Annotated in this window: 20 protein-coding genes; 12 read left to right on the top strand and 8 right to left on the bottom strand. The window is 73.4% G+C overall.

The annotated features are described in order from the left end of the window. The first annotated feature begins 39 nt into the window (after nt 1-39). The 6 genes from ABT034_RS02305 (at nt 40) to ABT034_RS02280 (ending at nt 6,844) form a co-directional block, all read left to right on the top strand. Nucleotides 40-1,254, top strand: coding sequence for an alpha/beta hydrolase (locus tag ABT034_RS02305; protein WP_351210307.1), 1,215 nt, complete (start codon nt 40-42; stop codon nt 1,252-1,254). Nucleotides 1,255-1,328: 74 nt separating this feature from the next. Further along, the gene (locus ABT034_RS02300) at nt 1,329-2,288 is read left to right on the top strand and encodes a DUF4429 domain-containing protein (protein WP_351210305.1); all 960 of its coding nucleotides are present in this window, start codon (nt 1,329-1,331) and stop codon (nt 2,286-2,288) included. Nucleotides 2,289-2,387: 99 nt separating this feature from the next. Continuing rightward, nucleotides 2,388-3,761, top strand: coding sequence for a sensor histidine kinase (locus ABT034_RS02295; RefSeq protein WP_351210303.1), 1,374 nt, complete (start codon nt 2,388-2,390; stop codon nt 3,759-3,761). Further along, nucleotides 3,758-4,438: a response regulator gene (locus tag ABT034_RS02290; protein WP_351210301.1), complete on the top strand. Its 681-nt coding sequence runs from the start codon at nt 3,758-3,760 to the stop codon at nt 4,436-4,438. Before ABT034_RS02295 ends, ABT034_RS02290 begins: the two co-directional genes overlap by 4 nt. Before the next feature lie 232 nt (nt 4,439-4,670). Further along, nucleotides 4,671-5,651, top strand: coding sequence for an alpha/beta hydrolase (locus tag ABT034_RS02285; protein ID WP_351210299.1), 981 nt, complete (start codon nt 4,671-4,673; stop codon nt 5,649-5,651). Then, nucleotides 5,648-6,844 (top strand): acyltransferase family protein, encoded by a 1,197-nt coding sequence (locus ABT034_RS02280; protein ID WP_351210297.1) that lies wholly within the window; start codon nt 5,648-5,650, stop codon nt 6,842-6,844. The genes ABT034_RS02285 and ABT034_RS02280 overlap by 4 nt, the downstream gene beginning before the upstream one ends. A 13-nt stretch (nt 6,845-6,857) precedes the next feature. Here the strand turns inward: ABT034_RS02280 and ABT034_RS02275 are convergent, their stop codons facing one another. Then, a complete protein-coding gene (locus ABT034_RS02275) occupies nt 6,858-7,883 on the bottom strand; it encodes an aldo/keto reductase (RefSeq protein ID WP_351210295.1) in 1,026 nt (341 codons plus the stop codon). Further along, nucleotides 7,880-8,296: a MerR family transcriptional regulator gene (locus ABT034_RS02270; RefSeq protein ID WP_351210293.1), complete on the bottom strand. Its 417-nt coding sequence runs from the start codon at nt 8,294-8,296 to the stop codon at nt 7,880-7,882. The genes ABT034_RS02275 and ABT034_RS02270 overlap by 4 nt, the downstream gene beginning before the upstream one ends. Before the next feature lie 51 nt (nt 8,297-8,347). Here ABT034_RS02270 and ABT034_RS02265 point away from each other — a divergent pair, with 51 nt between their 5' ends. Beyond that, complete coding sequence (locus ABT034_RS02265) at nt 8,348-9,175, top strand: serine hydrolase domain-containing protein (protein WP_351210291.1); 828 nt, start codon at nt 8,348-8,350, stop codon at nt 9,173-9,175. A gap of 17 nt (nt 9,176-9,192) precedes the next feature. On the opposite strand, the gene ABT034_RS02260 is transcribed toward ABT034_RS02265, so the two are convergent. From ABT034_RS02260 to ABT034_RS02240, 5 genes are all read right to left on the bottom strand, one after another. Next, nucleotides 9,193-9,825 carry a hypothetical protein gene (locus tag ABT034_RS02260; protein ID WP_351210289.1) on the bottom strand — a complete coding sequence of 211 codons (633 nt, stop codon included), beginning with the start codon at nt 9,823-9,825 and terminating at the stop codon, nt 9,193-9,195. Then, nucleotides 9,822-11,363, bottom strand: coding sequence for a sensor histidine kinase (locus ABT034_RS02255; RefSeq protein ID WP_502972775.1), 1,542 nt, complete (start codon nt 11,361-11,363; stop codon nt 9,822-9,824). Before ABT034_RS02255 ends, ABT034_RS02260 begins: the two co-directional genes overlap by 4 nt. Before the next feature lie 8 nt (nt 11,364-11,371). Beyond that, entirely contained in the window at nt 11,372-12,058 is a 687-nt protein-coding gene (locus ABT034_RS02250; RefSeq protein ID WP_351210287.1) for a response regulator, read from the bottom strand. A gap of 335 nt (nt 12,059-12,393) precedes the next feature. After that, nucleotides 12,394-14,028, bottom strand: a complete 1,635-nt coding sequence (gene murJ, locus ABT034_RS02245) for a murein biosynthesis integral membrane protein MurJ (RefSeq protein WP_351210285.1) — start codon at nt 14,026-14,028, stop codon at nt 12,394-12,396. Then, nucleotides 14,025-15,200 (bottom strand): lipid II:glycine glycyltransferase FemX, encoded by a 1,176-nt coding sequence (locus ABT034_RS02240; RefSeq protein ID WP_351210283.1) that lies wholly within the window; start codon nt 15,198-15,200, stop codon nt 14,025-14,027. The genes murJ and ABT034_RS02240 overlap by 4 nt, the downstream gene beginning before the upstream one ends. Nucleotides 15,201-15,409: 209 nt before the next feature. Here ABT034_RS02240 and ABT034_RS02235 point away from each other — a divergent pair, with 209 nt between their 5' ends. Beyond that, entirely contained in the window at nt 15,410-16,606 is a 1,197-nt protein-coding gene (locus ABT034_RS02235; RefSeq protein WP_351210281.1) for a L,D-transpeptidase family protein, read from the top strand. 44 nt (nt 16,607-16,650) lie between these two features. On the opposite strand, the gene ABT034_RS02230 is transcribed toward ABT034_RS02235, so the two are convergent. Beyond that, entirely contained in the window at nt 16,651-17,301 is a 651-nt protein-coding gene (locus ABT034_RS02230) for a pirin family protein (RefSeq protein WP_351210279.1), read from the bottom strand. Nucleotides 17,302-17,383: 82 nt separating this feature from the next. Between ABT034_RS02230 and fasR the strand changes: the two genes are divergently transcribed. From fasR to ABT034_RS02210, 4 genes are all read left to right on the top strand, one after another. Then, complete coding sequence (gene fasR, locus ABT034_RS02225) at nt 17,384-18,565, top strand: fatty acid biosynthesis transcriptional regulator FasR (protein ID WP_351210277.1); 1,182 nt, start codon at nt 17,384-17,386, stop codon at nt 18,563-18,565. Between the two features lie 89 nt (nt 18,566-18,654). Continuing rightward, the gene (locus ABT034_RS02220; RefSeq protein WP_351210275.1) at nt 18,655-19,596 is read left to right on the top strand and encodes an ACP S-malonyltransferase; all 942 of its coding nucleotides are present in this window, start codon (nt 18,655-18,657) and stop codon (nt 19,594-19,596) included. An 18-nt stretch (nt 19,597-19,614) separates the two neighbouring features. Continuing rightward, the gene (locus tag ABT034_RS02215) at nt 19,615-20,646 is read left to right on the top strand and encodes a ketoacyl-ACP synthase III (protein WP_351210273.1); all 1,032 of its coding nucleotides are present in this window, start codon (nt 19,615-19,617) and stop codon (nt 20,644-20,646) included. 78 nt (nt 20,647-20,724) lie between these two features. Then, entirely contained in the window at nt 20,725-20,991 is a 267-nt protein-coding gene (locus ABT034_RS02210; RefSeq protein WP_351210271.1) for an acyl carrier protein, read from the top strand. Nucleotides 20,992-21,045 lie beyond the last annotated feature (54 nt).

Below are 21,045 nucleotides of genomic sequence, written 5' to 3'. Positions count from 1 at the left end.
TCCGCGAGCGTTCACTCCCGCCCCGTAGGGTGGCGGCCCGTGACCTCAGCCGAAGCCGCCTCGCCCACCCTGACCGTCGTGCGCGCCCTCCTCGCGCTCGCCGTCGTGTTCGTGCTCCTCGCGATCACCGGGTGGACCACGATCCGGCACCGCCCCGAGCCCGGCCCGTCGCGCGATACCGCGCTCTCCGCCTGGGCGCGGGACCGGATCGACCACCGCCCGCTGCCGGGACCCGGCGCCCCCTCGCGTACCGTCGCCGCGTTCTTCGCCGGACTCGACCACGCGGGCGCGGTCCGGCTCGCCGACCGGCACCCGCTCGTCGTCGGCAACCTCGACGGCGCCCCGGTCGCCCTCCGCTACCGCGCCAACCGCGTCACCCTCGGCCATGCGCGCGCCGTCGAGCGGGGCAGGGTCGACGACACCCGGCTGTCCGCCGAGGGGCGGCACGAGGCGCGGCGCAGGTTCGACCGCTTCACCTCGCTGATGCGGCCCGGCCGGCAGATCCTCGCCTTCGACCCGACCGGTGCGGGGCGGACGGCCGAGGTCCTCGGGGACCTGGAGCGGGCCCGGCGGGTCTCCGTGATCGTGCCCGGCGTCGACACCAACCTCCTCACCTTCCAGAAGTCCCACGGCCGGTACGGGGCTCCCGCCGGCATGGCCGAGGCCCTCCACGCCGCCGAGCGGCGGTCGGCGCCCGGCGCCCGGACCGCGGTGATCGCCTGGGCCGACTACACCGCGCCCGCCGGGGTCGGCGTCGACGCGATGACCGGCCGGCTCGCCGAGGCGGGTGCCGTACGGCTCGGGAAGCTGACCCGGGCGCTGCCCGGCGACGCGCGCGTGGTGCTGTTCTGCCACAGCTACGGCTCCGTGCTCTGCGGGGTCGCCGCGCCCCGGCTGCCCGACCGGGTGACGGACCTGGCCGTGGCCGGAAGCCCCGGGATGCGGGTGGACCGGGCGGCCGAACTCGCCACCCACGCGCGCGTGTGGGCCATGCGGGACGCCGACGACTGGATCGCGGACGTGCCGCACATGGAGGTCGGCGGCATCGGGCACGGCGCCGACCCGGTGGCCCCGGAGTTCGGCGCCCGGCTCCTCTCGGCGCGGGGGGCGATCGGCCACAGCGGCTATTTCGAGCCGGGCACCGAGAGCCTCGGCAACTTCGCCGCGATAGGCGTCGGCTCCTACCGGAGCCTGGTGTGCGCACGTGCCGACGGCGCTTGCCACGACGGAATATCCGGTGCGGAAGGGCGCTGACGCGCGTAGATCACGTAATTTCCGGACCTTTCGCAGGGGCGACGCGCGGGCACGTGCCGCATACGATGTGGCGTATGGGTGATGTGCTGGCCGGAAATCAAGCCACCTGGGAGTTCGAGAGCGACGCCCTCGTCATCCGCTTCGACCGGGGGAACCGCACGCCGAGGCTCTTCAGCGTCCTGCGCGAACGACGCGTACCGCACGAGGCCTTGGCGTCCGTGACGCTCACGCCCGGCAAGCGGGGCACCGTCGTGCTGCACGCCGTCCCGAGGCCGGGCGCCGATCCCCTGATGGAGGCGGCCGCGGGGCAGCTCGCGGAGCACTGCGATCCGTACCGTCTGGTGCTGCCGGCGGACCGGGAGACGCTCGCCGAGTACTACCGGGACGAGCTGCGGTCGGTGCTCGCACGGCGCGTGCCGAGCGTCTGGGGCGCCTCCCACGCCCCGGACGCCGACATGACACCCACCGCCGACATGACGCCCGGCGCCGACGCGATGCCGGCCGCCGCCGCCGAAGTCACGGCCGACGCCGACATGACGCCCACCGAGCGTTTCCTGGTGGCGCCCCCCGCGGGCCCGCAGTCCTTCAAGGCGTACGACGGGAAGGCGAGCTTCGACGGGCACGGGGAGGTCGCGTTCCGCTGGTCCTGGACGGGAGCGTCCTCCGAGAAGTGGAAGGCGGGCGACCAGACCTTCCAGGTACGGGACCTCTGCGGGGTCGAGTGGCGCTCGCCCGACGTCCTCGACGGGCACCTGCGGCTGCTGCCCCGGGGCGGCGAGCCCCGGGCGTCGCAGCCGGACCGGGACCCCGCCTCCGTCGTCTTCGGTCTCGGCTACGGGCCGGTGCACCTGTCGCTCCCCTTCGCGGCGGCGGTCCTCGCGGCGATCCGGACCTCGGACCGCGTCCCGGCCCGCGTGGCCGCCCCCGGGGCGGTCGCTGAAAGGATTCGCCACCTGGGTGAACTGCACCAGGCGGGTCTGGTGACGGACGAGGAGTTCTCGGCGAAGAAGGCGGAACTCCTGGCGGAGCTGTAGCCCTCCGGCGGGCGCCGACGTCATACCCCGGTATCAGGCCGGAGCCCGGTCCCCGGTATGACGTCGGGGGCCGGGGGCCCTGCCTACCCTGGGCGGGCCATGACTACCGAACCGCGGCACGACCCGCCTCCCTCCCCCCACCTCAGGCAGCTCAGGCAGCTCAGCACCCGGACGCGCGAATTCTTCCAGGGGCTCGGAGCCGCGCTCACCACCCCCGCCGCGCCCGGGGCGCCGCTCCTCTCCGACGCCTCCTCCCGCTGGGTGCGGCTGCTGCCGTACGCCGTCGCCGTCGCCCTCGTCGCCTCCCTGCTCCCCACCACGGTCCACCTCCTCGCCGGGGACTACGGCGTCAACGGCGCGCTCGCCGGGGCCCTCGGCACCGCCCAGACCGCGCCGCTGCTGCTCGCCGTCGCCCGCCCCCTCCAGGCCTGGTGGATCGTCTTCGCCGGCTTCGTGCTCGGCGCGCTCGTCCTGCTCGCCGCGGACGGCCCCCGCGCCGACCTCTGGCCCTGGACCCCGCCGGCCGTCGTCGGCTACTGCGCGCTGATGATCGCGCTCGGCCTCCGCGAGTCCCGCCGGGCCCTGTTCGGGGTCTGGCTCGCGACGGGCGCGGCCGGATACGCCCTGGAGGCCTTCCAGCCCGCCGGGTACACCAGCGTCCACACCCTGCTGCTCGTCCTCAGCGGCGTCCTGCTGCTCCTCACCTCGGCCATACGCGCGCGTGGCGACGCCCAGCGGCGCCTGGTGGAGCAGGAGACCATCAGCGAGGCCGAGCGGGCCCGCCGCACCCTCCTGGAGGAGCGGGCCAGGATCGCGCGCGAGCTGCACGACGTGGTGGCCCACCACATGTCCATGATCACCGTGCAGGCCGACTCGGCCCCGTACCGCATCCCGGAGCTCCCGGACGCGGCCCGCGAGGAGTTCACCTCGATCGCGGCGAGCGCGCGCGAGTCGCTGGCGGAAATGCGCCGGCTCCTGTCCGTGCTGCGCAGCGACGGCAGTGAGGGCGAGCGGGCCCCGCAGCCGGGCCTCGACCGGGTCCAGCAGCTGGTGGAGGCGACGGTACGGGCCGGGGTGCCGGCCGAGCTGCGGCTCGCCGCCGACCTCGGGGACGTACCGCAGGCGGTGGACCTGTCCGCGTACCGGATCGTGCAGGAGGCCCTGGCCAACATCGTCCGGCACGCGCCGGGGGCGTCCACCCGGGTGTCGGTGCGGGCGGAGGGGGGCTGGCTGACGGTCCTCGTGGTCAACGGGCCCTCCACCGAGCCGGGTTCCTCGGTCGAGCGGGGCGCGTCCGGTACCGGGCACGGGCTCGTCGGCATGCGGGAGCGCGTACGGTTGACGGGCGGCTCGCTCGACACCGGGCCGCTGCCGGACGGCGGCTTCCGGGTCGCCGCGCGGATGCCCCTGACCCCGGACCCGCTCCTCGCGGCGACGACGCCCTCCACCGCCACAGCCAAGGACCCCGAGTGACCATCCGCGTGATCATCGTCGACGACCAGGCCATGGTGCGGGCCGGATTCGCCGCACTGCTCGCCGCCCAGCCCGACATCGACGTGGTGGGCGAGGCCCCCGACGGGCGGCAGGGCGTGGACGTGGCACGGTCGACGCACCCGGACGTCGTGCTGATGGACGTACGGATGCCGGAGCTGGACGGGCTCGCCGCCGCCCGGGAGATCCTGCACCCGCCGATGGGTGTCACGCACCTGCCGAAGGTGCTGATGCTGACCACCTTCGACGTGGACGACTACGTGTACGAGGCGCTACGCGCGGGTGCTTCCGGTTTTCTCCTGAAGGACGCGCCGCCGGCCGATCTGATCGCGGCGGTACGGGTCGTGGCGGCGGGCGAGGCCCTGCTCGCCCCGTCCGTGACGCGACGGCTCATCGCCGACTTCGCCGCGTCCCGGCCCGCGCCGCGCCGGGACACCACGGCGCTGCGGTTGAACGGTCTCACCCCGCGCGAGACGGAGGTCCTGGAGCTGATCGCCCGGGGCCTGTCGAACCAGGAGATCGCGGACCACCTCGTCCTCGCCGAACAGACGGTGAAGACCCACATCGGCCGGGTCCTCGCCAAGCTGGACCTGCGCGACCGGGCGCAGGCGGTGGTCTTCGCGTACGAGTCGGGGCTTGTGACGCCGGGCGCCCCCTGACACCGGTCCTCGGTCCTCGGTCCTCGGTCCTCGGTCCCGGCCCGACCCGCCGTACCCCCCGGCCTCCCCCCGGGGGAAATCCCCACCCCCGCCCTGGTGTTGCCTGCTCCTCCACCCCCTACCCCGGTATCAACCGAGGGTTGGCTCCCCAGTGTGACGTGCCGTCACCCGTCGTCTTCCTACCTTCCTCTCGCCGACGAACGAGCGAGAACCGGAGAGGGAGGGCGAGCCCATGCGCCGCTTTGCGAGGACCCTGACCACCGTGGCCCTGGTGGCCACCGTGATCGCCGGGACGGCCGGCTGGGCGTCCGGGAACGCCCAGGTGGCCGTCACCGGTGGGCCGGTCGGGACTGCGGGGTGGTTGGGTGCGGGGCTGCCGGACGCCGAGCGGGTGGGGCCGGACGGGATCGCGCGGTTCTTCGCGGGACTCGACCCCGTACAAAAGGAAGAACTGGCCCGCACCCACCCCGCCGTCGTCGGGAACCTCGACGGGGTGCCGCTGGAGCTGCGGTACGCGGCCAACGCCCGCTCCACCCGAGGGCAGTTCGGCGGGGCGCGGGTCCTGGCGCACGATCCGCGCGGCCGGGGTCAGGTCGCCCTCGTGTACGGGGACCTGGCGCGGGCCGAGCACGTGGCGGTGATCGTGCCCGGCTCCGACATCGACGCGGAGCACGTACGGCCGCTCGCGGACATGGCGACCGCCCTGCGGCGGGCGACCGGCGGCCGTACCGCGGTCGTCGCCTGGGCCGGGTACACCACCCCCGTCGGCGTCGGCATCGACGCGGCCACCGGTCGGCTCGCCGAGGCCGGGGCGGACCGGCTCACCCGCTTCGTCGACGGGCTCGCGGCCGTCGGGACGGCCGAGCCGTCCCTGTTCTGCCACAGCTACGGCTCCGTGGTCTGCGGCCTCGCCGCCCGCGACCTGAAGGCCAAGGACCTGGTCGTGTTCGGCTCCCCCGGGATGCGCGCCGAGAACGTCGGCGCGCTCGGCACCTCCGCCCGCGTCTGGGCCGCGAAGGATCCCACCGACTGGATCGACCGGGTCCCGAACGTCGAGTTCGCGGGTCTCGGCCACGGCGCCGACCCGGCCGACCCGGCCTTCGGCGCCCGCCGGATCCCGGCCGAGGACGCCGCCGGCCACGGGGGCTACTTCGCACCCGGCACCGCCTCGCTCCGGACGTTCGCCGCGATCGCCGAGGGGGACGTCCGATGAACAAGCTCGTCGAGAGGATCGAGTCCTCCACCCCTCTCCACCGCGACCGGGCGATCGACGGGCTCCGCGCCCTCGCCCTGCTCGCCGTGCCCACCGGCCACTGGCTGCTCGGCGGGTTCACGCTCTCCGCCGACGGCGCGATCCACAACGCGAGCCCGCTGGGCGCCTTCGCCGGGCTTGCTCCCGTCAGCTGGGTCCTCCAGATGCTGGGCATCTTCTTCCTCGTCGGCGGCTACGCCTCCGTCCTGTCGTACCGGCGGCGGAAGGGTTCCACGGGTGAGTGGCTGAAGGGCCGCCTCGCCCGCCTCGGCCGTCCCGTCCTCGGGGTCACCGCCGTGTGGGCGGCGCTCCTGCCGCTGCTGCACTTCGGCGTCGGGGTGCCCGTGGACACCCTGCGGACGGCGTCCACGCTGGTGATCCAGCCGCTCTGGTTCGTCGGGGTGTACACGGCCGTCACCGCGCTCACCCCGCTGTGCGTACGGGCGGCCCGCCGCCTCGGGGTGTGGGCCGCGGCCCCGCTGCTCGGCTCGGTCGCCGTCGTCGACCTCCTGCGGTACGGGCCGTACGCCGACGCCGTGCCGTCCTGGCTGAGCCTCCTCAACATCCTGCCCGGCTGGCTCTTCGCCTATCAGCTCGGCGTCTCCTGGGGCGAGGGCCGGGTCACCCGGCGGCACGCGTGGGGGCTGCTCGTCGGCGGGGCCGCGCTGTTCGCCGCCCTCCTGCTCGTCTTCGGCTACCCGGCGTCGATGGTCGGCGTCCCCGGCGAGGCCCGCACCAACTCGCACCCGCCGTCGCTGCTCGTCCTCGCCCTCGCCGCCGCGCAGAGCGGTGCGGCGATCCTGCTCCGCGACCGGCTCGGCGGGCTCCTCAAGCGGCCCGCGCTGTGGGCCCCGGTCGTGGTCGTCAACCTGTCCGCGATGACGATCCTGTGCTGGCACCAGACGGCGATGCTCACCGCCGCGATCCCCGCCTCGTACCTCGGGGAGGTCCCCGGCCTCGTCGGCGCACCGGACTCGGTCGGCTGGATCCTCGCCCGGCTGGCGTGGATGCCGGTCTTCGCCGGGCTGCTCGTCCTCATCGGCCGGTACGCCCGGGGCTTCGAGTCCCCCTGGACGAGCACCGGCCCGGCCCGCCGCACCCTGGCGGGGGTGCTGGCGGCGGGGTTCGCGGTGTTCGCGCTGGGGCTTGCGTGACTCGCGGGGCCCGTCAGACCTCGCGCCCCACGGACGTGAACCGCATGTCCGGGTAGCGGTCGCCCGCCACCAGGCCCGCGATCGGCTCCAGTTCGGCGAGTTCCGACGGGGAGAGGGTGATACGGGTGGCGGCCGCGTTCTGCTCCAGGCGGGCGCGCTTGCGGGTGCCCGGGATCGGGACGACCGTCAGGCCGTGGACGGAGGCCCGCTGCTGCACCCAGGCGAGGGCGATCTGCGCCGGCGTCGCCCCGTGCGCGGCGGCGATCCTGCGGACCGGGTCGAGCAGGGCGGCGTTGCGCTCGGCGTTCTCGCCGGTGAACCGGGGCTGGTACTGGCGGAAGTCGCCACCCGACAGGTCCTTGGCGGCGTCCGCGAACGTCCCGGTCAGAAAGCCCCGGCCGAGCGGCGAGTACGGGACGAAGGTGACACCGAGTTCGGCGGCGGCGCCGACGGCGCTGCGCTCCACGTCACGGGAGAAGAGCGACCACTCCGACTGGAGGGCGGCGATCGGGTGCACGGCGTGCGCCTCGCGCAGTTCGGGTCCTGTGACCTCGCTGAGGCCGAGGTGGCGGACCTTGCCCTCCTTGACGAGTTCGGCCATCGCGCCGACGGACTCGGCGAACGGGACCTCCGGGTCGCGGCGGTGCATGTAGTAGAGGTCGATGGTCTCGACGCCGAGGCGGCGCAGGCTGTCCTCCGCGGCCTTCTTGATGTACGCGGGGTCGTTGCGGATGCCCCGGTACGCCGGGTCGTCGGCGCGCCGCTCGATGGCGAACTTGGTCGCGAGGACGACCTCGTCGCGGTGGGCGGCGAGGAAGGGGGCGAGGAACTCCTCGTTGGTGCCGTTGCCGTAGATGTCGGCGGTGTCGATCAGGGTGACGCCGGCCTCGAGGGCCGCGTCGAGGGTGTCACGGGCGGCGGCCTCGTCGGTGTCGCCGTAGAACTCGCTGATGCCCATGGCGCCGAAGCCCTGGACGCCGACCTCGGGTCCGTCCTGGCCGCCGAGACGTACGGTGTCGATGGTGGTCGCGCTGGTCATGAAGATGTGCCTCCGCATGCGGTCCCGTAATGACTGATCTTGATGTCGAGCACGGCGAGCGTGTCCTGGAGTTCGGTGATCCGGGAGAGCACGTCACGCCTGGTGTTCTCCAGGAGTTCCCGGCGTGCGTCGCGGGTGTGGTCGCCCTCGCGGACCAGCTCGGCGTACCGGACCATGTCGGCGACCGGCATCCCGGTCAGCCGCAGTTTGCCGACGAAGCCCAGCCAGCCCAGGTCCCCTTCGGTGAAGCGGCGCTGGCCCGTGTGCGAGCGGTCGACGTGCGGCATCAGGCCGATCCGCTCGTACCAGCGCAGGGTGTGCGCCGAGAGGCCGGTCAGGGCGGCGACCTCGCTGATGGTGTAGTACGCCCTGGTGCCGTTCGTACTCGTCGCCGTGCTCGCGATCACGCTCATGACCCCACGCTAAAACGTTGGAGTGCACTCCAAGCAAGTAGGCTCGGCCGCATGCAGAGCAGCGTGCCGAGCCTGGCGTCGATCGAGAACTGGCCCGTCCCCACCGCGGCGGCCGCCGTCGTCCGTGCGGACGGCACCCTGGCCGGGTCCCACGGCCCCACCGGGCAGCGGTTCCCGCTCGCCTCGGTCACCAAGCCGCTCGCGGCGTACGCCGTCCTCGTCGCGTACGAGGAGGGGGCGATCGACCTCGACGAGCCGGCCGGGCCCGAGGGCGCGACGGTCCGCCATCTCCTCGCCCACACCTCGGGGCTCGCCTTCGACGAGAGCCGGGTCATGGCCGCGCCCGGCACCCGCCGGATCTACTCGAACACCGGCTTCGAGGCGCTCGGCGACCATGTCGCCAAGGCGACCGACATCCCGTTCGCCGAGTACCTGCGGCAGGCCGTCCTGGAGCCGCTCGGCATGACGTCCACGTCCCTGGAGGGCTCGCCCGCCAAGGACGGCGTGTCGACCGTGGACGACCTGGTGCGGTTCGCCGCCGAGGTGCAGGCGCCGCGACTGCTCGACCCGCGGACGGTCCTGGACGCGATGAGCGTTACGTACCCCGGCCTGACCGGGATCCTGCCCGGTTACGGGCACCAGCGGCCGAACGACTGGGGTCTCGGCTTCGAGATCCGCGACGGCAAGTCCCCGCACTGGACGGGCGCCACCTCCTCGCCGCGCACCTTCGGGCACTTCGGGCAGTCCGGCACGTTCCTGTGGATCGACCCGGACGCGCGGGCGGCCTGTGTGGCGCTCACCGACCGGCCCTTCGGGCCCTGGGCGATCGAGGCCTGGCCGGCGTTCACGGACGCGGTGCTCGCGGAGCTCCGTACGTAGTACCGGGGTCAGCGTGCTCAGCCGTCGCAGCGGGCGGCCGGCAGCAGGCCGTCCTCGCCGCTGACGGACACCTCGGCCAGGCCGGCCGGGTGCACCGCGTAGGCGGCCGTGCACACCAGCTGGCGGACGGCCGCCTCCGAAAGCCCCGTGACGGGGAAGGGGGCCCGCAGCCGGATCAGCAGGCTCCCCTCCGCCGTGGCCCCGAGCGTCTCGACGTGCGGCATCCGGTCGCTCTCCGGCAGGGCGGTGGTGATGCCGACGTCGGCCTCGGTGGGCCTGGGCCCCGAGACGAGGGCGGCGAGGATCTTGTCGGTCAGGAGCCCCCGTACCCCCAGGTCACCGGCGGACGCCTCGTACCCCGGACCGAACTCGTCGTAGGGGACCCGGGTGTCGCCCTGGACGCCCGGTGCGGTGGGGGTGGGTTCGGGCCCGGCGGGCCCGGCCTCGCGGACCACCGGCATCGGCAGGCCGTCGGGGCCGAGGAAGAAGAGCACCATCCGGTCCTCGGGGATCGGGGCGATGACGACCGTCGCGGCCCCGCCCGCCTCGACGACGTCGCTCTTCTGTATGCCGCAGCCGGCCAGCGCCGGCAGGCCGGCGAGTGCCAGCAGGCCGGTGGCCAGGGCCGCGCAGGCCTTGCGGCGCCTCACAGGGGCATCCGTACGGTGAAGACCGCCCCGCCCTCGGGATGGTTGGCGGCGGTGACGGTGCCTCCGTGCAGCCGTACGTTCTCCAGGGTGATCGCGAGGCCCAGGCCGCTGCCGGCCGAGCGGGTGCGGGCCTTGTCCGCCTTGTAGAAGCGGTCGAAGACGTGCGGCAGGACGTCCGGGTGGATGCCGGGGCCCCGGTCGGCGACCTCCGTCACCAGCTCGTCCCCCTCCGCGTACAGCCGGACCGTCACCGGCGCGCCGCCGTGCCGCAGCGCGTTGCCGACGAGGTTGGCGACGACGACGTCGAAGCGGCGCGGGTCGAGCCGGGCCCTGATCCCCTCGGTGAGATAGGGGACGACCTGGTGCGGATCGGTCCAGTACCGGTGCTGGAGGGTCTTGCGGACGCAGTCGGCGGCGTCGACCTCGTCCGTGTGGAGTTCGGCGGCCCGCGCGTCGAACCGGGAGATCTCCATGAGGTCCTCGACGAGCACGGCGAGCTTCCCCGTCTCCGCGCTGATCAGCCGGACCGCGCGGGCGGTGTCGCTGTCGAGGGTCCCCGCGTCCTCGTCGAGGACCTCGGTGACGGCGAGCATCCCGGCGAGCGGGGTGCGGAGTTCGTGCGAGACGTCGGAGGCGAAGCGGCGGGCGCGGGCCTCGGCGTTGCGGAGTTCCGCGACGGAACGTTCCAGCTCGGCGGCGGACTCGTTGAACGTCCGGGCGAGGTCGGCGAGTTCGTCGCTGCCCTTGGCGTGGATACGGGTGTCGAGGCGGCCGCGGCCCATGCTGTGGGCCGCGTGGCGCAGCTCCCGCACGGGGCGGAGCACGCCCCGGGCGGCGATGAGCGCGGGGATCAGGGCGATGGCGAGGGCGGGAAGGGCGCCGTCGCGGGCGGCGGTGACCATGGCCTCGATGTTCGCCTCCTCCTCGGCGAGTTCCATCACCGCGTAGACGACGAGACCGGTGCGCTGGGGCGGACCCGCGGCCGAACGGGCGTGGAAGACGGCGGGCACGGCGATGGTGAGGTACGGGGTGCCGCCCTTGACGACCCGCTGGAAGCTGCCGTGCGGGGTGGTCTGGTCGGTGGCGCGGTCCCGCAGCTCCGGGGTGATGACGGAGGAGGTGGGGCGGTCGGTGGAGGAGATGCGGAAGGTGCCGTACTCGGCGTAGACCCGCCAGGCGCGGGGCTTGCCCTGGCGGGCGATCTGGAGGAGCGAGGACCGCAGGTGGTCCGCTTCGACGGGCAGGGTGATGTTGAGGTTGTCGACCTGCTCGCGGAAGGCCGAGACGGCGGTGTCCTGGGTCTGCTCCAGGATGGCGTTGCGGGCGGCCCGGTAGGTGAGGGCGGCGGTGGTGCCGCAGCCGACGGCGGCGACGAGCAGGAACGCGAGGACGAGACGGGTGCGGAGGCCGAAGGGGTGGGGGCGGAGGCGGGGGGCGCGGGGCTTGCGGCGGGGCGCGGGGCGGGGGGCGGTGGGGCTGGGGGGTTCCGCCTCCGTGTCGGCCCCGGGCCCGGGCGCGGTGTCCGGGTCCGCGCTCACGCAGGCCTTCACAGCAGCGGTCCGAAGCGGTAGCCGAAGCCGCGCAGGGTCTGGATGTAGCGGGGCTCGCCCGGGGTGTCCTCGATCTTGTTCCGCAGGCGCCGGACACAGGCGTCGACCAGTCGGGCGTCGCCGTGGTAGCTGTGCTCCCAGACGTGTTCGAGGAGTTGCTGGCGGCTGAAGACCTGCTCGGGCGCGGCCGTCAGGTGCAGCAGCAGCTTCAGCTCGGAGGGGGCGAGGGCGATGCGCTCGCCCGCCTTCGCGACGGTGAGACCGGCGCGGTCGATGGCCAGCTCCCCGTGGAACTCGACGGCCGACCGGGGGCCGGTGGGCTCCTCGATGCGCCGGAGCACGGCCCGTATGCGGGCCTCGATGACCTCGGTACGGGCGGGCTTGACGATGTAGTCGTCGGCGCCGGCCTCCAGGCCGATGACGACGTCGAAGTCGTCGCCGCGGGCGGTCAGCATGATGATCGGCAGCTGGCTGCTCTCGCGGACACGGCGGCAGACCTGGACGCCGTTCATTCCGGGCAGCATCAGGTCGAGCAGCAGCAGATCGGGCCGGAACTCGCCGAGTGCGTCGAGTCCGGCTTCCCCGGTGGGTGCGGTGCGCACCTCGTGGCCGCGGCGGCGGAGGCCGAGTTCGACGCCTTCGCGGACGGAGGGGTCGTCTTCTATCAGGAGCACGCGGGGCATGTGTGGAGTATCCCAAGGTCGGGGTGGGGGGCGGGGGGGGCGGGGTTGTGGGCAACTGTTCCGCTGGGGCGGAACGGGTGGGCACAACCCACGACGGCGCCGCACCCGTGGTGCACGTCCAGGCCCGGAAGCCTAGGCCCGGCAAGGGGGCGCCGTCCCGTGTGCCCACCCGTCCCGCCCTGCGAGACGATTGCCCACACGGGGGGGCCGGGCGGGCGGGCGCGAGCCCGGGCGGGTGGGGCCAGCGGGGCGGGTGCCCACACGGGGGTGGGCGGGCGCGAGCCCGGGCGGGTGGGGCCCAGCGGGGCGGGTGCCCACACTGCGGGCGGCGTTCGTCAGCGGTGGCGGGTCAGGCGGGATTTGGTGGTGGTGAGGAGGGACTGGAGTTCCGTCAGGTGGAGGGGGTGGGCCAGGGTCGCGAAGGTGACCAGGACCGTCAGTGCCCCCGCAAGGCCCGCCGGGACCGCGCCCGCCGGTCCTGTGAGGTCGGTGACGAGGAGCCCGTACCCCGCGGCGGGCACGGCCGCGACGAGGAGCCGCGCGAGGGCGGGGACGGAGCCCCCGGCCGACGTTCCGCCCAGACGGCGCCGCAGCACGTACGCCGTGAGCCCCCAGCCGACCCACAGCGCCAGCGAGTACCCCGCCGCCATGCCCGCGACCGCCCACCGCGTGGGCAGGTAGTGGTACGCGGCGACCGAGAGGGACGCGTTCAGGGCGGCGATCACCAGGTTCAGCAGGAACGGCGTGCGGGTGTCCCGCAGCGCGTAGAAGGCCCGGGTGCACACGTACTGACCGGAGAGGGCGACCAGGCCGGGCGCGAAGGCCATCAGGATCCAGGACATCGCCCGGATGTCGCCGGCGCTGGTCGCCCCGTACCGGAAGACCACCGTCATCAGCGGTACGGCGAGCGCGAGCAGCGCGCAGGCCGCGGGGACGACCGCCGCCGCGCTGGTCCGCAGCGCGTAGGAGACGTCCCGCCGGATCCCCGCGAGGTCGCCGTCGGCGGCCGCGCCGCTCATCCGGGGCAGCAGCGCGGTGACGAGGGAGACGGTGATGATGCCGTGCGGGACCGTCCACAGGAGGTAGGCGTTGTTGTACGCGGCGAGGCCCGAGCCGCCGTCGACGCCGGGGGCGGAGCCCGCCGAGGTCGCGAGCAGGGTCGTCACCCAGTACGCCCCCTGGTTGGTGAGGACGAGCAGCACCAGCCAGCCCGCCGAGCGCAGCGGCTCGGCGAGGCCGCTGCCGCGCCAGTCGAAGCGGGGCCGCCAGCGGAAGCCGGCCGCGCGCAGCGAGGGCACGAGGGCGAGGGCCTGGAGCGCGATGCCGGCGGTGGTGCCCCAGCCGAGGAGCGCGGTCTCGGCGGGGGTGAGGGTGCCGCCGTCGCTCACCGCGAGGAAGAGGCCGAAGACGGCGACGACGACCACGTTGTTGAGGACGGGGGTCCACATCATCGCGCCGAACCGGCCGCGGGCGTTGAGGACCTGTCCGAGGAGGGTGAAGAGCCCGAGGAAGAAGATCTGCGGCAGGCACGCGCGCGCGAAGGCGACCGTCATCTCCCGTCGCTCGCCCGTGTAGTCGGTGTACATGTCGACGATCTGGGGCGAGGCGAGGACCGCGCCGGCCGTGATCACGGTGAGGGCGAGCGCGCAGAGGGTCAGCAGCCGGTCGGTGTAGGCGACGCCGCCGTCGGCGTGTTCCTTGGCGGCCTTGACCAGTTCGGGGACGAACACGGCGTTGAGGGCGCCGCCGAGGAGCAGTGTGTAGACGATGGTGGGGACGGAGTTGCCGACCGCGTAGCCGTCGGCGACGTAACCCGCGCCGAGCGCCGCCGCGACGACGGCGGCCCGGACGAAGCCGGTGGCGCGGGAGACGAGCGACCCGGCGGCCATCAGCGCACCGCTGCGGAGCGCGGACGGCGCGGCCTTCGGCTCGGGTCGTCCGGTGGTGAGCGTGGCTGCCGGGGCCGTCATCGGCGGGCCAGGTACGCCTGGAAGGCGCGGTACAGCGCGTGGTTGGTCGTGCCTCGCATCGGTGTCTCCCACTCCCCCAGCGTCTCGACGACCTGCCCGCCCGTGCCGAGCTTCCAGCGGAGGAGCCCGTGCGCGCGGTCGTCAGGATCGAGGGTGGAGGGTACCCCGCGCAGGTCGTAGACGGCGGCGCCGAGGGCCTGCGCGTCGAGCAGCATGCGCCACTGGAGGGCGTTGGAGGGGCGGACTTCGCGGCGGTGGTCGGCGGACGCGCCGGTCTGGTACCAGACGCGGCCGCCGACGGTGACCATGGTGTGGGCGGCGAGGATCTCGCCCTCGTGGCGGGCGAGGTAGAGCCTCATGCGGCCGGGCTGTTCGGCGTTGAGGACGGCGTACTGGCGCTCGTAGTACGCGAGGGAGCGGCCGAGCCGGAAGCCGTCGCGCTCCTCGGTGATGCGGAGCAGCCGGTAGAACTCGGGCAGGTCGGCGGCCGATCCGACGGTGATCTCGACGCCGGACTTCCGGGCCTTGCGGACGTTGCGCCGCCATTCCTGGTTGAGGCCGCTCCACAGGTCGTCGGGGGTGCGCCCGGTCAGCGGCACCTGGAAGACGTGCCGGGGCTGGGCGTCGGCGCCGTCCTCTGACTCGCCGCCGCAGCGGCGCCAACCGCGGGCCCGCAGGCGTTCGGCGACGACGGTGCCGAGCGGGTCGACCTCGTCGGCGAGGACGTCGGCGAGACGGCGGCGGGGGCCGGTGCCCGCCTTGACGGTGGCGGCGTTCCACCGCCGGTGGGCGGGCCCCGGACCGATGCGTACGGCGAAGGCGCCCGAGGCGCGCAGATGCCCGAGCAGCGGGTCGAGCCAGCCGTCGACGTCGGGGTCGGCCCAGTCGGCGACGGGCCCTTCGGGCAGGTAGGCGAAGTACTTGCGGGTGCCCGGGAAGGGCCGGAGCAGTACGAGGGCGACACCGGTCAGCTCACCGGACTCGGGTCCCCAGCCGACGAGTTGGTGGCACCAACCGTCCTTCACCTGCGCCCAGGAGGGGACTTGGAGGAAGCTGGGCCCGTCGGCTCCGGTGCGGGTGGCGAGGAAGGCGCGGTAGGCCTCGGGCGTCACGGGGCCGAGCCGCAGGGAGCGGTGGTCGGTGGGTGCGGCCGTCACGAGCAGCGCTGACACAACGGGAGCCTCCTTGTTCCGCCCCTCGGTGGTGGGGCGCACAGCAGGCTCACAGCCGAATTCGACGGGTGCGCGCGTCGAATGTGACCGGACCATGACCGTTCCGTCGCAGGGCTCGTCACATGGGCTCCGGGCGGCCATCGGGGGCCGCCGCCGACCTACAGTCCGGAACATCCCACTCGTACTCCTCATCCCTGCGGAGGTCTTCGGTGCCGCGCACGCACATACGCATCCCCCGTCCCGTTCTCGCGGCCGTAGCGCTGAGCGTCTCCCTCACGGCCTGCTCGGCGCAGGCGGCGAGCGGGCCCGCGCGGGACGAGGGGCCCGCGGGGTCGGCGGCGGGGGCCTCGCAGGCTCCGCCGGCGAAGGTCACGGTCGTGGACCCGGCGGCCGGCCGGCCGGTGACGGTGACCGCGACGGGCGGCACGATCGCCGGGGTGAAGGTGGTCGACGCGGACGGCGGGTCCCTCACCGGCCGTACCGGCGCGGGCGGCAGCCGCTGGGTCTCGGACCGCAGGGCGGCGCCCGGTTCCTCGTACACGGTGGAGGTGATCTCCCGTACCGCCGACGGCAGGCAGTCGACGACCCGGTCGTCCTTCACCACCCCGGAACCGGAGCGGGTCAACAAGCTGACCCTGGCGCCCGGCAAGAACACCACGGTGGGCATCGGGCATCCGCTGTCGATCGTCTTCGACCTGCCGGTGACGCGGAAGGCCGACGTGGAGCGGCAGTTGAAGGTGACCACGTCGAACGCCACCGAGGGTTCCTGGGGCTGGGTCAAGGACCACTCGGGCCGCGACAGGGCCGACTGGCGGCCCCGGGAGTACTGGAAGCCCGGCACGAAGGTCACCCTGGAAGCGGACCTGAACGGTACGGACTCGGGCGGCGGCGGCTGGTTCGTACGGGACTACCGCACCGGCTTCACGATCGGCGCCGCGCAGATCGTCAAGGTCGACCTGGACCGGCACACGCTGACCGTGAACCGGGACGGCCGCACCGTCCGTACGATCCCGGTCTCCGGCGGCACCCCTGGCGGCGACAAGCGGTCCTGGCGGGGCACGGCCGTCCTGATGGCGAAGGAGGGCACCATCAACATGAACTCGGAGACGGTGGGCCTCGGCGACGCGTACGACAAGGACGTCGACTATTCGATGCGGCTGACGTGGTCGGGGATGTACGCGCATGCGGCGCCCTGGAACGCGGCGTATTTCGGGAAGGCCAACAAGAGTTCCGGGTGCATCGGGATGAGTGACGGGGATGCGGCGGCGTTCTACGCGTCGGTGAATGTCGGGGATCCGTTCGAGATCACCGGGCGCGATACGAAGGGGGTTGTGGCGGAGGGGAACGGTTATGGGGCGTGGAATGTCGGCTGGGCGGACTGGCAGCGTAAGAGTGCGGTGCGCTGAGGGCGGGGGCGGGGGCGGGGGCGCCCGCCGGGGCGCCGTGTCTATCACGCGCGCATCTCCCATACGAGGAGTTCCGCCGTCGTCTGCGCCGTCAGGTTCTCGCCGTCCGTGGCTGTCAGTCGGGCCGCGTCGCCCGGGCCCAGGTTCTCGTCGGCCAGGCGTACCGTGCCGCGTACGACGTGGACGTACGCGAAGTCGGCCGGCGGTACGGGGGTCCCCTCTCCCGCCTCCAGGCGGTGGACGTGCAGCACCGCCCCCGCCGCCGGGAGGTGGTACGTGTCCCCGACCCCCCGCACCACCTCGTACGACGGCTCCCCGCCCGGTGACAGCGGTGCCAGCCACATCTGTACGAAGACCAGCGGCACGTCGGCGTCGTTGCGTTCGACGTGGCGGACGCCGCCGGCCGAGCTGAGCCGCTGGAGGTCGCCGGGGCGGACGACCGTGGTGTGGCCGGCCGTGTCGTGGTGGGTGAGTTCGCCCTCGACGACCCAGGTCACGATCTCGGTGTGGCTGTGCGGATGCTCGTCGAAACCGGCGCCGGGCGCGAGCCGTTCCTCGTTGCAGGCGAGGAGGGCGCCGAAGCGCAGGTTGTCGGGGTCGTAGTGCGGCCCGAAGGACAGGGCGTGCCGGGTCTCGATCCCGGCCGCGGGGTCGCCCCCGGGGTACCGCTCGGCAGCGCGCTGGATACGTGTCACGGGCCCCACGGTAGTGCCGCCCCCGGAGGCGGACCCGCCCCGACCCCGCACGCCGCCGTCCCGATAAGGCAGTCTTGTCCCCGTGCCAGAACCCACGAACGTCCCTCACTCGCACGCAGCGACCCTGAAGCGCCTCGAACAGTCCTCGGGGCGGCTCGCCGCCGGTGCCATCGCCCGCATGGACGAGACGCTTCCGTGGTACCGGGCGATGCCGCCCGAGAACCGGTCGTGGATCGGTCTGGTCGCCCAGGCCGGCATCGCCGCGTTCACCGAGTGGTTCCGGCACCCCGAGACCCCGCAGGCGATCTCGACGGACGTCTTCGGCACGGCGCCCCGCGAGCTGACCCGGGCGATCACCCTGCGCCAGACCGTGGAGATGGTCCGCACCACGATCGAGGTCATGGAGTCGGCGATCGAGGAGGTCGCCGCCCCCGGCGACGAGTCGGTGCTCCGTGAGGCGCTGCTCGTCTACGCCCGGGAGATCGCGTTCGCGACCGCCCAGGTGTACGCGCAGGCCGCCGAGGCCCGGGGCGCCTGGGACGCGCGCCTCGAATCGCTCGTGGTGAACGCGGTCCTCTCCGGCGAGGCCGACGAGGGCGCCGTCTCCCGCGCGGCGGCGCTCGGCTGGAACTCCCCGGACCACGTGTGCGTGATCCTCGGCACCGCCCCCGACGGTGACAGCGAGCTGACGGTGGAGGCGATCCGGCGGGCCGCCCGGCACGCCAAGCTCCAGGTCCTCACCGGCGTGCTCGGCAACCGCCTGGTCGTCATCGCGGGCGGCAACGACAACCCGCTGGCCGTGGCGAAGGCCCTGATCGGCCCGTACGCGGCGGGCCCGGTCGTCGCGGGCCCCGTCGTCCCCGACCTGCTGGCCGCGACCCGCTCCGCGCAGGCGGCGGCCGCCGGCCTCAAGGCGTGCACGGCGTGGCAGGACGCCCCCCGGCCGGTCCTCGCGGACGATCTGCTGCCGGAGCGCGCCATCGCCTCCGACCCTTCGGCGCGCGAGCAGCTGGTGGAGGAGATCTACAGACCGCTGGAGGAAGCGGGCTCGGCGCTCCTGGAAACTCTCAGTGTCTATCTGGAACAGGCCAGTAGCCTGGAAGGCGCGGCCCGGATGCTCTTCGTCCACCCGAACACCGTGCGCTACCGGCTTCGACGTGTGACCGACGTCACCGGCTGGTCACCCTCCGATGTCCGCTCCGCGTTCACACTGCGGATCGCGCTCATCCTGGGACGCTTGGCCGACGGAGATCCGCAGTCCTAGACTTTTGTCGAACACCAACAATTACCCCGACGGTTCTTCGTCCCTGTCCCCACGGGTGCTCGGAGCCGTCCCCAAGAGAGAGTGTGAGGGTGCTCGTACTCGTCGCTCCCGGCCAAGGCGCCCAGACGCCCGGCTTCCTGACCCCCTGGCTCGAACTCCCCGGTGCCGCCGACCGCATCGCGGCCTGGTCCGACGCCATCGGGCTCGACCTCGCCCACTACGGCACGAAGGCGGACGCGGACGAGATCCGTGACACCGCCGTGGCACAGCCGCTCCTCGTCGCCGCCGGCCTGCTGTCCGCCGCCGCGCTCGGCACGGGGACATCAGCCGCTGCCGCGGCGTGGTCGCCCGGCGTCGTCGCCGGACACAGCGTCGGCGAGTTCACCGCCGCCGCGTTCGCCGGTGTGCTCGACGACACCGCCGCGCTGCGTCTCGTACGGACCCGTGGGCTCGCCATGGCCGAGGCCGCGGCGATCACCCCGACCGGTATGTCGGCGCTGCTCGGCGGCGAGCCCGAGGTGACCGTCCCGCACCTGGAGAAGCTCGGCCTGACCCCGGCCAACGTGAACGGCGCCGGCCAGATCGTGGCCGCCGGCACCCTGGAGCAGCTGGCCGCCCTGGAGGCCGACAAGCCCGAGGGTGTCCGCCGGGTCGTCGCGCTGAAGGTCGCCGGCGCCTTCCACACCCACCACATGGCCCCGGCCGTGGCGAAGCTGGAGGAGGCGGCGCGGGCGCTGACCCCGGCCGCCCCGACCACCCGCTACGTCTCCAACAAGGACGGGCAGGTCGTCACCGACGGCGCCGAGGTCGTGGCCCGCCTCGTCGGCCAGGTCGCCAACCCGGTCCGCTGGGACCTGTGCATGGAGACGTTCCAGGAGCTGGGCGCGACCGCGATGATCGAGGTGTGCCCCGGCGGCACCCTCACCGGCATCGCCAAGCGGGCCCTGAAGGGCGTCGCCACGGTCGCCCTCAAGACTCCGGACGACCTCGACGCGGCCCGTACGCTCATCGCTGAGCACGCGGCCGTCTGACAAGGAGTGTCGAGAAGCATGTCGAAGATCAAGCCCAGCAAGGGCGCCCCGTACGCACGGATCCTCGGTGTGGGCGGCTACCGCCCCGTCCGGGTCGTGCCGAACGAGGTGATCCTCGAGACGATCGACTCGTCCGACGAGTGGATCCGCTCGCGCTCCGGTATCGCCACCCGCCACTGGGCCTCTCCCGAGGAGACCGTCGCCGCGATGTCGGTGGAGGCCTCGGGCAAGGCCATCGCCGACGCGGGGATCGACCCCGGGCAGATCGGCGCCGTGATCGTCTCCACGGTCTCGCACTTCAAGCAGACCCCGGCCGTCGCCACCGAGATCGCCGACAAGATCGGCGCCGGGAAGCCGGCCGCGTTCGACATCTCCGCCGGCTGCGCGGGCTTCGGCTACGGCCTGACCCTCGCCAAGGGCATGATCGTCGAGGGTTCCGCGGAGTACGTCCTCGTCATCGGCGTCGAGCGGCTCAGCGATCTGACGGACCTGGAGGACCGCGCCACGGCCTTCCTGTTCGGTGACGGCGCCGGCGCCGTGGTCGTCGGCCCCTCCGACGAGCCGCACATCGGCCCCACCGTCTGGGGTTCCGAGGGCGACAAGTCCGAGACGATCAAGCAGACCGTGCCGTGGAACGAGTTCCACATCGGCGACGTCTCGAAGCTGCCGCTCAACGAGAAGGGCGACATCAAGTTCCCCGCCATCACGCAGGAGGGCCAGGCGGTCTTCCGCTGGGCCGTCTTCGAGATGGCTAAGGTCGCCCAGCAGGCCCTGGACGCCGCCGGCATCTCGGCGGACGACCTTGACGTCTTCATCCCGCACCAGGCCAACATGCGGATCATCGACTCGATGGTGAAGACGCTGAAGCTGCCGGAGCACGTCACGGTCGCCCGTGACGTGGAGACCACCGGCAACACCTCGGCCGCCTCGATCCCGCTCGCGATGGAGCGGCTCCTGGCGACCGGGCAGGCGAAGAGCGGCGACACCGCGCTCGTCATCGGCTTCGGGGCGGGTCTCGTCTACGCCGCGACGGTCGTTACCCTCCCCTAGGCACACCGGAATCTCCGGAAGCCCCGGAACATCCCGGAAGCCCCCCTTACCGAAGTAACCGCAAGAAGGAGCGCCACTATGGCTCACACCCAGGACGAGATCGTCAAGGGCCTCGCCGAGATCGTCAACGAGATCGCCGGCATCCCGGTCGAGGACGTCCAGCTGGACAAGTCCTTCACCGACGACCTGGACGTCGACTCGCTGTCCATGGTCGAGGTCGTCGTCGCCGCCGAAGAGCGCTTCGACGTCAAGATCCCGGACGAGGACGTCAAGAACCTCAAGACGGTCGGCGACGCTGCCGACTACATCCTGAAGCACCAGGACGGCGGCATCTCGAAGGGCTGACCCGGCCCCTGCTGACTCGGTCCGCCACCCGGCGGTGGCGCCGTAATTCCGACC

Source organism: Streptomyces sp. NPDC002773, assembly GCF_040295605.1.
In the GTDB taxonomy this organism is placed as follows: domain Bacteria; phylum Actinomycetota; class Actinomycetes; order Streptomycetales; family Streptomycetaceae; genus Streptomyces.
Note: the sequence above shows the minus strand (reverse complement) of the source record. Positions and strands in the feature narration are given on the sequence as shown.

What these genes read in the sequence shown, in the direction of transcription:
- ABT034_RS02300 (WP_351210305.1), top strand. Translation starts at nt 1,329, where the DNA reads ATGGGTGATGTGCTGGCCGGAAATCAAGCCACCTGGGAGTTCGAGAGC.
- ABT034_RS02295 (WP_351210303.1), top strand. Translation starts at nt 2,388, where the DNA reads ATGACTACCGAACCGCGGCACGACCCGCCTCCCTCCCCCCACCTCAGG.
- ABT034_RS02285 (WP_351210299.1), top strand. Translation starts at nt 4,671, where the DNA reads ATGCGCCGCTTTGCGAGGACCCTGACCACCGTGGCCCTGGTGGCCACC.
- ABT034_RS02280 (WP_351210297.1), top strand. Translation starts at nt 5,648, where the DNA reads ATGAACAAGCTCGTCGAGAGGATCGAGTCCTCCACCCCTCTCCACCGC.
- ABT034_RS02275 (WP_351210295.1), bottom strand. Translation starts at nt 7,883, where the DNA reads ATGACCAGCGCGACCACCATCGACACCGTACGTCTCGGCGGCCAGGAC.
- ABT034_RS02270 (WP_351210293.1), bottom strand. Translation starts at nt 8,296, where the DNA reads ATGAGCGTGATCGCGAGCACGGCGACGAGTACGAACGGCACCAGGGCG.
- ABT034_RS02265 (WP_351210291.1), top strand. Translation starts at nt 8,348, where the DNA reads ATGCAGAGCAGCGTGCCGAGCCTGGCGTCGATCGAGAACTGGCCCGTC.
- ABT034_RS02250 (WP_351210287.1), bottom strand. Translation starts at nt 12,058, where the DNA reads ATGCCCCGCGTGCTCCTGATAGAAGACGACCCCTCCGTCCGCGAAGGC.
- murJ (WP_351210285.1), bottom strand. Translation starts at nt 14,028, where the DNA reads ATGACGGCCCCGGCAGCCACGCTCACCACCGGACGACCCGAGCCGAAG.
- ABT034_RS02215 (WP_351210273.1), top strand. Translation starts at nt 19,615, where the DNA reads ATGTCGAAGATCAAGCCCAGCAAGGGCGCCCCGTACGCACGGATCCTC.
- ABT034_RS02210 (WP_351210271.1), top strand. Translation starts at nt 20,725, where the DNA reads ATGGCTCACACCCAGGACGAGATCGTCAAGGGCCTCGCCGAGATCGTC.